This window comes from Pleionea litopenaei (genome assembly GCF_031198435.1).
Lineage (GTDB): Bacteria > Pseudomonadota > Gammaproteobacteria > Enterobacterales > Kangiellaceae > Pleionea > Pleionea litopenaei.
In genome coordinates this window covers 2,652,525-2,664,646 of sequence record NZ_CP133548.1, presented here as the reverse complement: position 1 = coordinate 2,664,646, position 12,122 = coordinate 2,652,525, and the positions used below count along the sequence as shown (strand labels likewise).

General features: G+C 42.0%; 9 protein-coding genes. 4 read left to right on the top strand and 5 right to left on the bottom strand.

Annotation, left to right across the window (positions count from 1 at the left end):
• Positions 1–69: 69 nt before the first annotated feature.
• The gene (locus Q9312_RS11980) at positions 70–1,050 is read right to left on the bottom strand and encodes a YheT family hydrolase (protein WP_309201088.1); all 981 of its coding nucleotides are present in this window, start codon (positions 1,048–1,050) and stop codon (positions 70–72) included.
• Here Q9312_RS11980 and Q9312_RS11975 point away from each other — a divergent pair.
• Both Q9312_RS11975 and rarD read left to right on the top strand, forming a co-directional pair.
• Complete coding sequence (locus Q9312_RS11975; protein WP_353961534.1) at positions 1,049–1,561, top strand: thioesterase family protein; 513 nt, start codon at positions 1,049–1,051, stop codon at positions 1,559–1,561. The two genes, Q9312_RS11980 and Q9312_RS11975, sit on opposite strands and share 2 nt — an antisense overlap.
• A 9-nt stretch (positions 1,562–1,570) precedes the next feature.
• Entirely contained in the window at positions 1,571–2,479 is a 909-nt protein-coding gene (gene rarD, locus Q9312_RS11970) for an EamA family transporter RarD (RefSeq protein ID WP_309201087.1), read from the top strand.
• 1 nt (position 2,480) lies between these two features.
• On the opposite strand, the gene Q9312_RS11965 is transcribed toward rarD, so the two are convergent.
• Both Q9312_RS11965 and Q9312_RS11960 read right to left on the bottom strand, forming a co-directional pair.
• Positions 2,481–4,775: a TonB-dependent receptor domain-containing protein gene (locus tag Q9312_RS11965; RefSeq protein ID WP_309201086.1), complete on the bottom strand. Its 2,295-nt coding sequence runs from the start codon at positions 4,773–4,775 to the stop codon at positions 2,481–2,483.
• Between the two features lie 76 nt (positions 4,776–4,851).
• Positions 4,852–5,133: a hypothetical protein gene (locus Q9312_RS11960; RefSeq protein ID WP_309201085.1), complete on the bottom strand. Its 282-nt coding sequence runs from the start codon at positions 5,131–5,133 to the stop codon at positions 4,852–4,854.
• Positions 5,134–5,305: 172 nt separating this feature from the next.
• Between Q9312_RS11960 and Q9312_RS11955 the strand changes: the two genes are divergently transcribed.
• Entirely contained in the window at positions 5,306–6,028 is a 723-nt protein-coding gene (locus Q9312_RS11955) for a 1-(5-phosphoribosyl)-5-[(5-phosphoribosylamino)methylideneamino]imidazole-4-carboxamide isomerase (protein WP_309201084.1), read from the top strand.
• 121 nt (positions 6,029–6,149) lie between these two features.
• On the opposite strand, the gene Q9312_RS11950 is transcribed toward Q9312_RS11955, so the two are convergent.
• Positions 6,150–6,797, bottom strand: coding sequence for a Crp/Fnr family transcriptional regulator (locus tag Q9312_RS11950; RefSeq protein ID WP_309201083.1), 648 nt, complete (start codon positions 6,795–6,797; stop codon positions 6,150–6,152).
• Positions 6,798–7,032: 235 nt separating this feature from the next.
• On the opposite strand from Q9312_RS11950, the gene Q9312_RS11945 reads away from it, so the two are divergent.
• Positions 7,033–7,566 carry a tetratricopeptide repeat protein gene (locus Q9312_RS11945; protein WP_309201082.1) on the top strand — a complete coding sequence of 178 codons (534 nt, stop codon included), beginning with the start codon at positions 7,033–7,035 and terminating at the stop codon, positions 7,564–7,566.
• Between the two features lie 48 nt (positions 7,567–7,614).
• On the opposite strand, the gene Q9312_RS11940 is transcribed toward Q9312_RS11945, so the two are convergent.
• Complete coding sequence (locus tag Q9312_RS11940; RefSeq protein WP_309201081.1) at positions 7,615–12,030, bottom strand: two-component regulator propeller domain-containing protein; 4,416 nt, start codon at positions 12,028–12,030, stop codon at positions 7,615–7,617.
• Between the last annotated feature and the right edge of the window lie 92 nt (positions 12,031–12,122).

Here is a 12,122-nt window from a genome sequence, read left to right as displayed (position 1 = left end):
CTTGCTGATACCTGATTGTTAGAAAAAAATCATTTAAATGTCAAGCAGTTAGCGATAAGTGGTTCGCCTTTATTGAAATACTAGGGCTTGTTGAAGCGAATTTAAGATAAACCGATCCGCCCAGCTATCAAAACGTCGGTTTTGAATAAACCCGCAGTGACCGCCATGTTGCGTATAGGTGACCTCAATACTCGCCACCTTTTCTAATTGCTGAAGTAATTCGGCGTTAATGATAGGGTCATCTTTCGCCATCAGTATCTTCGTCGGTATGGTCAGCCGTTCTAACTTCTCTGGGCGAATGCTGTAGCCTTCGAAATAGTCATTGGTGGAGCGATACTCCGTGTGATGCTCGACAAAATAATCCGTTAAACTGCCTAATGACTTTAAGTGTTGTGGTGTTAGCTGTTTAAAGTCCTCTGGGAATAGACCGGACTTTTTGCGAATTGAACGAAGCCACTTACGCTTAAAATATTGATGATAAATTCTAGGACCAGTCTCCAAACGATGCATTGTATCTTGCGGAATCAATACCGGGCACACGGCGATGGCTTGTTTGATTCGTTTATCTTGAGACAGCGCATTGGCGACTCTGATAGTAAAGTTACCCCCAAGAGAGAAACCAACAACAGCAGCTTGAGTCGGTGCTAGTCGGTTGAGAGCGTCTTGAGCCGCACTAACGACTTCTTCAATACGACAGGAGTGAAACAACTCTCGATTAAGATGATGAGACGCGTCATGATCGCGTAAGTTAAGTCTTAATATCTGATAACCTGCACTGACTAATTGATTCGCAACCGATAACAAATAACCTGACTGCGAAGTACCCTCCCATCCATGAATTAAAATAACCAATGGAGCCTGTGGTGTTTTAGCCGCTGTCCAATATCCCAACAACTGAGAGCCTTGATGGCCTTGAAGTAATAAGCTTTTACTACGCTTTAACCATTCACTCGATTGTTGTCTCAATACTGACTTACGCATAGGAGAACTGGCAAGAATAGACTGAATATGTGGGCTGCGAAGCCAAAAAGGAGGATTGAAGTTTTCCATGTGCTATCTGAATTCAGGTACAATAAAAAATCATTGTAACCTTGAGCCAGCCATTATGCCAAAGCCAGAATTAGTTGAACAATTAGCTGAGACGTTCAGTCAGAAAGTCCCATTTAATAAACTACTCGGACTTGAGTTTGATCAGCTGGATCGAGATTGCTGTAAAGTTCATTTTGATAATAAGCCAGAGTTGGTTGGCAACTATATTCAAGGTATTCTACACGGAGGTGTTATTGCTAGCGCCATTGATGTAGCGGGAGGAACAATGGCAGCGCTTGGTTTGATGCAAAAAAATCCAGAAAGCCACCCAGAAGAATTACTCGATAAACTCTCACGACTAGGCACCATTGATTTACGAATAGATTATGTACGCCCGGGTCGCGGAAAGCGATTTGAAACGACGGCGAAAATCTTGCGTACAGGCAATAAGGTCGCGGTAGTGAGAATGGAGTTACACAACGAAGAAAATACGCTTATTGCTTTGGGCACAGGTACCTACTTAATTGGTTAATAAAAAACAATGATCACGACGCCTCAACAGCAAGGATACCTTGCCGCATCACTGGCCTATATTTGGTGGGGATTGGTGCCTATTTATTTCAAGGCACTTCACCATGTAGCAGCACTAGAAATTTTAATGCATCGCATCGCTTGGTGTGTTCCAACCGTTATTTTATTCATGTGGATACTCCGGCAACCGATCGCGATTAAAGCCATTTGGCAAAATAGAAAAATTTTTTGGGCACTCGTTGCAAGCACGTTATTGGTTTCAAACAACTGGTTTATATTTACTTGGGCAGTCGTGAATGAGCGAGTATTAGATACCAGCCTTGGTTACTTTATTAATCCTCTTTTGTCGGTTCTGTTGGGTGTTGTATTGTTGAAAGAAACGATGACCCGTTGGCAGTGGATTGCGGTTGCAATAGCCGCGATGGCTGTGAGTTATCAAGTTATAAAACTAGGGCAGGTTCCTTGGTTATCTTTGGCCCTTGCGCTTACCTTTGCTTTGTATGGTTTAGTGCGAAAACAAACGCCTGTTGATGCATTGAATGGGCTATTAGTAGAAACGTTAATTGCTTTTCCAGTTGCGGCGCTATTTATCGGTTTTGGCTTATGGCAAGGTACTGCGAGCTTTTTGGCGACTAATTGGCAAACCGATATAACGCTTTTAGCCGGTGGGGTTATTACTGCTACGCCACTGATCTTATTTGCGATAGGAGCAAGGCGATTGCCCCTATTTACAATTGGATTCTTGCAGTTTATCGCACCAACCATGACTTTTGTGTTGGCAATTGTGGTTTATCAAGAACCGTTTAATTTTGATAAAGCAATTACTTTTGGTTTGATTTGGTTAGCTCTAGCTGTGTATATCGCAGATAGTTTAGTCAAGCGACTTCGGCGAAAGCGCGAAGTCGCTGAGAAGATCTAATCTAGAATTGATAACGAATGCCAGCTGTCCAACTACGGCCGGCTCTTGGCGCGAGATCTTTCAGAAACGATGAATGATCTCTTGCTTCTTCATCAAGTAGGTTCTTGCCACGTAAAAACCACAATATATCTGAATCAGCCGAAGTCATTCGATAAGCTAACTCAAGTTCGAGCAAATTAAATCCGTCGGTCGGCAATTCATTGCTCGATGTTTTTCGTTGATCATCGTAGTGAATCCAGCTTAAGTCAGCGAGTAGTGCATCGTAGTCATAACTTAGTGTTAACCCGTATTTAAGAGGAGGAATTCTCGGTAGATAGGCTCCTGAGTCAAGTTCTGCTTCAATAAAATCGGCAACAACACCCAAATTCAGTCCGTAACCTTGCTCACTGATAAGCGGTGTTTTTACTTGGATTTCAACGCCTTTTATGGCTGCATCTTGTTGAGTGTAATGCACTACTGGAAGATCAGGATCAATGAATACGATTTGTCCATGAAGATCTAGCACTGCTCCGATATTATCCTCATAAGCGCCATAGATAAAACCATCAAATTGATTCCAATAACCGTTTATTTCGCCGGTTAAATGCTCTGTTTCAAATCGATAAGAGACATCGAGGTTGTTTGAGGTTTCTTTACGTAGATTAGGATTACCAATTTCGAAGGTTTGTGTTGCGGCATGTTCTCCAAAAGAATAGCCTTCTTCGACCGATGGATGTCGCTCTGCGTGTGCAAAGTTGACGGCCAATTTGTCTCCACTAGAAAGTGTGTAAACGAATCCACTCGAAAAACTAACACCGGTTTTTGTTCGCGTTTCAAAACCTTCAACTTGAGTGCGTTGTGATTCAGCACGAATACCTAATTCAATTTTTAGTTGATCAAAACTTTTTTCTTCAACCCAAAATAAAGAAGATACTTGCGTTTTAGAAGGAGGGACAAAGGCCTCATCGCCAAGCGCAGAAAAATCACGATTAGAATATTGTGCACCTATAATACCTTCCCAGCCATCGGCTGGTTTATGGGTAACGTAGCTTCGAAATTCAGACGCTTTATTTTCAAATAGAGTACCGATCTCTTCGCCCTCTAGCTCAACGTGTTGATAGTCAGTGTGCGACGCGCCAAAAAACCATCGGTCAATCGATTGAAACGGTTGGTAAAGTTCGCTTTGAATATCGAAACGAGTTTGCTCTAAATCAATGGCCACGCCCTCTTCATGTTCCTCTCCTGGAGCGGGAGCAGGAACTGGGTCTTCATCATGTTCCGCATGGCCGGGAACGCCGTAGGTTTTATTGATGCGATTAACGCTAAGTCCAAAGTAGCCCCAGTCATCGTTCCAAGTAGTGCCTAGACTACCGCCGTTCGAATCTGAAGCACTGTTTTCTAATGTACCCTCATGTTCCTCTTCTTCTTCGCTGTGACCCTCGGCTTCAAGCAAATACTTCGACTCAGCATGTCCAGGAATCTTGGCATCGGAGTATTCGGTGGAGAATGCATCTAAATGCCAGGCAAAACCAGCGTTACCGCCGTTCAGTGTTGCGACCATTGAACGCTCTTCGGTGGTTGAGTCTCCGAGTCGTAACTCGGCTCCGCCCGTTAATCCGGTACTGCCTTGAGGATTGATTTTTTTATCTGTGACATTGACCACACCGCCTATTGCCCCACTTCCATAAAGAAGCGTTGCCGGGCCTTTGAGAACTTCAATTTGATCGGCAAGCAATGGTTCGACCGAGACATCGTGATCAGCTGAGGTTGTTGAGGCATCTTGTAAGGTCATTTGATTCACTGTCATAAGTACTCTTGCACCCGACAAGCCGCGAATGACAGGACGTGAAACAGCGGGACCAAAAGAAGACACACTCATTCCAGGTTGAAGTTGTAACATTTCGCCAAGGTTCGCTGAGCGTTTTAATACCAGCTCATCACCTGACAGTACAACCGCTGGAGTCGCCATATCCAGTCGAGTGTGCTCGAGTGGATTGGCGGTAATCACTATCTTCTTATCATGATTTTCGTCGATATGAACAATCACACGTTGTTGATCGTCAGAAATACGAATGGTTTGATGAAAATGACCTTGCGAGCCAGCTTTAATGTCTAGTGTGTATTCACCTTCGGGCAAGTCCAAAGTAAAGTTACCTTGTTCATCACTGCGTGTTTGTAGCGACTCTCCACGCACCAAAATTTGAGCGTTGATGATTGGCTTTTGAGCATGATTGACCAATTGGCCATTGAATTCTGCGGCATAAATGCCAGTGCTAGAGGCGATGAGTCCGCCTAACAAAAATCGTCGAAAATACATTTCGCACCCTTATTAGTAAGAAATAAATACAGTTTGAGCTAATGCTCAAATCTCATTGAAATAGAACGGATATTTCTTAACTTAAAGGTGGCGCACGAATCGCAGGAAGTGTGTAATTTAGGGAGCTTTCATAGCTCTCATATTGGGTAGGCACTGGCGGAGCAATAGCATTCTTTGCAACCGACGTAATGTGCGATGAAACTAAATAATCGTCACTCGACTTATTATGATTAAAGCACCAATCACAAACGCCAGAAACCTGATGCTGCTCGCTGTAAATATGATCGATTACCGCCCATTGAGCACTGGCCCAAAGGCTGAATAATAATCCTATTAGCAAGAGGTTAGCGCGTTTCATTCAAGCGGTTAGTGAGACTTAAGGTCGATTTAACTGACTATTGTGTCACTCTACTTATGAGTGATCAATAGTAAGAAATAAGAGAGTTGTATATAAAGATTTCAAGCATGACAATTGTCGAAAACTGTCTATTATTGATCGTATGGGCTAAAAATTTTTAAAGGGTACTTCAATGTTAGCGATTCCAGTAGTCGACGTGCGATCTGGGCGCTGCGTTCATACCCACAACGAAGCATCACGTCAAAAAGTGATTATGGATGATCCCATCGAGGTGTTTTCCGTGTTGGTAGAACAAGGCGCAAAACAAGTGCAAGTGGTTGATGTGGATGCGATTCGAAATAGGCAACCTGAGCATTTATCTTTGGTGACTCGCTTGAAGCGAGAATTCCCACAATTAGCATTACAAATCAGTGGTGGAGTGAGTAGCTCAGAAGATATTCAAATTTGGTTAGACGCGGGCGCTGATTGGGTCACCGTTGGTGGACGCTTACTACGCCAGCAAGACGAGCTTGAACTGATACTTGTAGAGCTTGGAGAGCGAATTATTGTTGGAATGGACGTGCGTGCGCAACTGTGGCAGAACGGCTATTGTCCCGCTGTTGGTATGAGTTTTTCTGAATGGGTCGAAGCATTAAAGGATGAAGGGGTTGCTGCCTTAATGTTTACTGAGATTCCTGAGCAAGGTCATGTGAATGGTCACAGTCTTATGGCGGCTGGGCAATTGGCCAGTAGTATTGATTTACCGGTAATTGCTCATGGTGGTGTGCACAGTAGGAATGACTTGTTGAGTTTATCTGGACCCTCATTTAAACATTTATACGGTGTCACTGTTGGCAAACCGATGTTTGAGGGAAGTTTTTCATTTGGTGAAGTTGTATCTGCCTTAGCCCACTGATCAGCGTGAACTTTGCTGATCGCGTCATGCTCTTCTCAAGATCGGGCGTTGAGCGATTAGCTAAAATCGAGGGCAAACCTGAGAAGCTCGAAAGCCGAGTAGTGCCCTCAACGTCAGATGTTTACCAAGAGTGTGGTAAAGCTTTATTGATGACGATATAGCCGTCATCCATCGAAATGTATTGTCCAGTTCTTAGGTCTTTCAAAATTCGTGCAACCATTTCGCGAGAGGCCCCGACGCGGCTCGCAATGTTTTGTTGCGTTAATTTTTCTCGAATAATCCACTTGCCATCGTGCTCTTCTGCCATATTCAAGAAGGTCACAACAATACGACGATAAACATCCATCAAACCGAGTTTTCTTATGGTCTCTGTGGCTTCTCGTAATCTGGTAACCAGATTGTGCATTAAAGTCATTGAGAACTCAGGATAGCTCGACATCAGCTTGCGGAATTCTTGTTCGTTTAAAATGCCTAATTTTGAATCTTCAAGTGTGGTGACTGATGCCGTTCTTGGAATACCTTCTACGAGACCAAGTTCGCCGAAAAATTGACCTTTTTCGTGAATATTTACCACGATTTCCTTACCTGAATCATCGTCTAGGTATACTTTGACTCGTCCATCCAATATAAAATACATGCTGTGCGACGGATCACCTTCAACGACGATTTGGGTTTTCTTAGGAAACTGCCGATAGTGCAATAATTGGCTGATCTCTTTGATAATTGCGCTATCTAGGTCTTTGAAGATTGGAAATTCGGATAATTCCATAAAATATCTGCTCTGTATTCGACTGACTTCAAACATTTTCAACTAGACTCACAGGCGTTCAAATTGGCGTATAGGAGACTATTTGAACGGCTTAAGTGCAAGTGTGAATAGTACCAATTGTTACAGATTAGTAATTAATAGTATAGATTGATACAGGTATTATCGATTAATTTTGTAGAAGTCGTGTTAAATTAGTAAGTTATGTTAATTGAGGTTAAGCTGAAAAGCTTGGTGTATGGCCGGTAAACTATTAGGGATTCTATGCTTAGTACTTGGTACTTTCGCTTATGCTGGTAACAGTAGTTATCGGCAAGGGGGGACGTCCATCTACTTTACTCAGCTGGGGCATTTAAAGCACCAAGCTGAGCTTGGTGATCCTAATGCACAATTCTTGCTCGGTAATCTGTATCTATCTCCTCCAGCTGATACTTCGGTTCGTCAAAATCTACCCAAAGCTGTCGATTATTATTTTCAAGCGGCCATTCGTAATCATGCCGGTGCACAGTATAACTTGGGGGTACTCTATTATCGTGGCACAGGTGTGAAAGAGAGTAAGATGATGGCGTCTGTTTGGTTTACCCTAGCGGCTGAAAATGCTAGCCCCGTCGCCAAGAACGTGAAAAAGAATGCCCAAAGTTCCCTCATCGATCTTAAGTCCATGCTCACTGAAAAAGATAAAGAAGCAGCAGAACAATGGTTAGAGCAGTTTAAGCTTTGGATCAATAACCAGAATTATCGCCTCGCTAAAATTCCCGACGACTTTTCATAATATAATTTTCTTAATTTAACCCCGTTCGATGATTGTCTCGTGTCAACACTAACGCATTTTGTAAATTCGATGGCTGTGGTTAAAGCCCTTGAAGTTAAATTCATCAACTAGATCGAAGTCGAACTGAGATTCTGCTTGGGCAAAAATAGGATAGCTAACCAGTACATCTCCCGGCTCACACAAGGATTGGATTCTTGCGGCTAAATTAACTCCAGAGCCCACCGCCCGAAAGACAATCATTTCATCTGAACCGAAGTTTCCGAGTGTTACGTAAGATTGATGAATGCCTATGCGTAATTGAAGCGATTGATCTAAGCCTGTTGCACGCCACTTTTCAGCGAGCTGTTTAATACTTTCTTGCATTTCAATAGCAAGCTGAGCGGCTTGAATGGCTTGTGATTCTTTATCTAAGTGCTCAAGAGCGCCAAATAATACAACCAAACCATCACCAAGAACTTCATTAAGCAAGCCATTGTGTTGCGAAATTATGCGACTCATGGTTGATAGAAATTCGTTTAATACATCCGTGACGGTTTCAGGTTCAAAGCGATCTGAGAATTCGGTAAATCCTACCAAGTCTGCAAACAGTACTGAAATACAGCGACGCTCTGGTTGAATATCTTTGAAATCTTTTCCATCAACGATTCTTTCAACCAATTGCCTTGGAAAATACCGACCTAATTGATCGCAAGTTTGCTCCATGGCTTTTAGACGTAGGCTTTCTTCTTGGGCATGAAACACTCGGCGCAGCAACAAAAGGTTTGAGACACGCGCCATTAAAATGCTGCGATCGATGGGTTTGCTAATATAATCGTTCGCTCCAATCGAAAGCCCGGTATTTATATCTTCTGGCTGATTTTTCGCTGAGAGCAATAAAATTGGCAGCTCTAGCAAAGAAAAAGATTGTCTGATTTTTTCAGTGGCTTCAAATCCTGACATGCGTGGCATCATCACATCAAGAATCACCAAATCGAACTGTTCTTTCTGAATGCATTCCACCGCTTCTTGGCCGTCAATGGCTTCGCTGACTCGATAATTGTGCATGGTCAAAAAGTCGCTCAATACTTGTCGATTAAGAGCATCATCATCAACAATCAAGATATGTGCTTGTTGTTGTGATGGACTTGGTTGCTCAATCAATGCTGGCTTCATAGGTTTTAGAGCAGGAGTCATTATACTGGGTTCAGCCATAATGGGCTTGGATCCAATAGCATCTTGTTCATCACAAATAGGTAGCGTGAAGAAAAAGGACGAACCTAATTTTTCTTTTGACTTAACCCAAATTTGACCATCATGTAATTCGATTAACTGTCGCGTAACCGCTAAACCTAACCCGGTACCACTTTTTAAACTTTTACCAGCGTATTCCAACTGCTCAAAAGGTTTAAAGATAACTTTTAGTTTGTCGGATGCAATTCCAATTCCACTATCTTTGACACAAATCTCAATTCGTCCTTCAACGATTCGTGCGGTAAGTTCAATAAAACCTTCGTCGGTATACTTGATCGCATTTCCTAACAAATTATATAGAATTTGTCGTAAGCGATTTTCGTCAGCTAATACCGGTGGTAAGAACTGGGGCAAAGAGTTAGTCAATTGGAGTTGCTTTTCTTCGGCTAACGGTTTTAATAAGTTGATTACAACTTTCGCTGCGACACGTAAGTCGACCGGACCTTTACTCAGCAATAGACCATGATGTCTAAGTTTTTTAAAGTCCAATATTTCATTAACTTGATGTGCAAGTCGCTTACCACTATCGATAATTAAATTTAAATGACCTTGAGTTTTGTCATTTAATGGTCCTGCGATGCCTTCTCTTAAGCTTTCAGCAATACCAATAATGCCATTGAGTGGCGTTCTTAACTCATGAGATGTATTAGCTAGGAACTCATCTTTAAGTTTATCAACTCTTAACAAGTGCTCATTAATTTCTTGCTGTTCTTTTAATTTTTTTGCATGTCGATAAATGTAAAAACTGATCACAGAAATGAGTAGTGCTAAATATAAAGAATAAGCCCACCAAGTTGCCCAGATCGGCGGGTGAATGATTAAGTCTAGGTTGTAACTATCATCAAACCAAATCTCATCACTATTGGTTGATTTAAATTGAAATTGATATTTTCCAGAACTTAAATTTCCGTATATAGCTGTATTTTTTCCAGTAACATTTCGCCACTCGGTTTCATAAGGAAGCAAACGATAAGCGTAAGAAATTCGCTGCGGCGTTTGAAGATCGAGTGCACTAAACTTGAGTTGAAGGTTATTTTGAAAGTGTTCGAGTTCTAACGAAGTCATGGGGTACCACTTTTGCGGCTCAAGAACTTGACGTCCGTTAACTTGAATTTCGGTGATCACTTTTGTGGGTTTGAATTGGCTTTCAGAAATCCCATTTGGATTAATAACGGCAACTCCTGAAACACTCCCGAAGTACAACAAACCCGTTTGTGACTTTAACACGGCGTTACCATTAAACTCGTCAGCCGGTAATCCATCTATGTTAGTGAAGTTTTTGAATTTTTGAGTATCGGGGTTAAAGCGGCTCAAGCCTTTATTGGTACTTAACCACAAGTAGCCTGAGTCATCAGCAATAATTCCATAGACTGAGTTATTGGGTAAGCCATCTTTTTCAGTGAAAGAATAGAAAACAAAATTCCCATTAATTCTATCTTGGTGGCGTAATAAGTTTAAGCCGTTATAGGTTCCGATCCATAGGTTGCCTTGATTATCTTGGTAAATGGATCGAACGGTATCGTCACTTAAGCTTAGATCGTTGTCGCTGTTATTTCTAAACGTTAATGTTTGACGAAACTCTGGGTCGTATCTTTGTAATCCACTATCCCATGTACCAAACCACATAATACCTTGATCATCTTGAAACATGGTGTACACAGCTGACGTTCCTAATTCGCCGACTGATGCGTAACGAAAGTCTTCGATAATACTGCCATCTTCATGATTCAGCAGAGCTAAACCTTCGTCGGTTGCAACCCAAATATTATTCATTCGATCACTGGTGATCATGCGAATGCGATTATTACTAAAACTCCCATGAATAAATCCGCTTCGGTCGAACACTTGCGCCTTTTTACGATCGGTCTGAGGATTAAATTTGGCCACTTGACCTTGTTGGTTACCAAACCAAATGATTCCATCTTGATCAATTGCAATCGTTGTAATTCGATTACTAATTTGCTTTCCATCTTGGTCATAAAATTCGTTATAGTGCTGGTAGCTTTGAGTCGTCGGATCGTAGCGATCGATTCCATTTAAGGTCGCTATCCATAAAATACCTTCTCCGTCTTGTGCGATATTCCAAACGAAGTTGTGCGAAAGACTATTACTGTCAAAAGGTGAATGTTGTAAACGCGAAAAGTTTTGAAAGTACGGCGTGGTCTTGTTTAATCCGCCACCCGCGGTTCCAATCCATATTTGTCCCGATTGGTCTTCCAGTAATGTCCAAACATCATTAATGGATAAGCTGTGGTTATCGGCTGCATTGCGCTGAAAATGGTAGAACTCATTGCTGGCCCGTGGTTTTAAATTTAACCCGCCTTGTTCTGTGCCCACCCACAGATTACCTTTCGAATCGCGCATGATGGTTTGCACGTTATTTGAGCTTAGTGAGCGTGAGTTATTGCGGCTATGAGCAAACTGTCGAAAATCATAGTTGTTGTTGATCAAGTGATAAAGACCGTCTAACTGAGTTCCGATCCACAAGCTGTTGTCTTCATCAAGGTATAAAGCATTGATTCGTGTTGGCGAGTCTTGTTTATCAAAGCGGTGAAAGGCTAATTGCTCTGTATCGAACCAGCTGAGCATATCGGTGGTAGCGACAAACAAGCCTTCTTTACCATCACTGGTAATGGCTGAGACACTGCCATTGGGTATCGATTGGCCATCGAGAGGATTATGATAAAAGTGAACGAAATTCTTAGTGTCTGGTTGATAGAGATTTAATCCATTAAAAGTACCGATCCATAAGCGCTTTTGTTGATCTAAGTGCAACGATGTCACTTGATTGTGACTTAAACTGCTAAAATCGCTTGCCGATGCAGTAAATCGAGTGGCTATGCCAGTTTTCGGATCGAGTCGATTAAGCCCCCCTTGGGCGGTACCGACCCATAACATTCCGTTTGAATCTTCAAGTAATGCGGTAATAACATTACTTGAAAGAGAGTTTGAATTCTTTGAGTCATACTTGTACGAAGTAAACTCATAGCCATCGTATTTATGCAGACCATCATGCGTCCCTATCCATAAAAAGCCATGTTGATCTTGTAACATGGCGCTCACGGTATTTTGCGGGAGCCCGTCACTGCTATTTATATGATTAAAACTAAGCTTTTCTAGGTAGTCGTTCGCTTTAACCCCTGTGATCGTCAATAGCAGGCACACAAATAGTAAAATGGGAACTATTTGGGCGGTTTGAATTCGATACTGGTTTAAAGAAAATTTGAAATTCATTCAAAGAGTTAGTTTTAATATCCTATTATTAGTTTAACTCATTATGGTTATAAAAAAACCTGCAATAACGCCAACACACGTTTAAACTGACG

Coding starts and splice junctions, on each gene's coding strand:
- Q9312_RS11975 (WP_353961534.1), top strand. CDS start 1,049: ATGTGCTATCTGAATTCAGGTACAATAAAAAATCATTGTAACCTTGAG.
- Q9312_RS11980 (WP_309201088.1), bottom strand. CDS start 1,050: ATGGAAAACTTCAATCCTCCTTTTTGGCTTCGCAGCCCACATATTCAG.
- rarD (WP_309201087.1), top strand. CDS start 1,571: ATGATCACGACGCCTCAACAGCAAGGATACCTTGCCGCATCACTGGCC.
- Q9312_RS11965 (WP_309201086.1), bottom strand. CDS start 4,775: ATGTATTTTCGACGATTTTTGTTAGGCGGACTCATCGCCTCTAGCACT.
- Q9312_RS11960 (WP_309201085.1), bottom strand. CDS start 5,133: ATGAAACGCGCTAACCTCTTGCTAATAGGATTATTATTCAGCCTTTGG.
- Q9312_RS11955 (WP_309201084.1), top strand. CDS start 5,306: ATGTTAGCGATTCCAGTAGTCGACGTGCGATCTGGGCGCTGCGTTCAT.
- Q9312_RS11950 (WP_309201083.1), bottom strand. CDS start 6,797: ATGGAATTATCCGAATTTCCAATCTTCAAAGACCTAGATAGCGCAATT.
- Q9312_RS11945 (WP_309201082.1), top strand. CDS start 7,033: ATGGCCGGTAAACTATTAGGGATTCTATGCTTAGTACTTGGTACTTTC.
- Q9312_RS11940 (WP_309201081.1), bottom strand. CDS start 12,030: ATGAATTTCAAATTTTCTTTAAACCAGTATCGAATTCAAACCGCCCAA.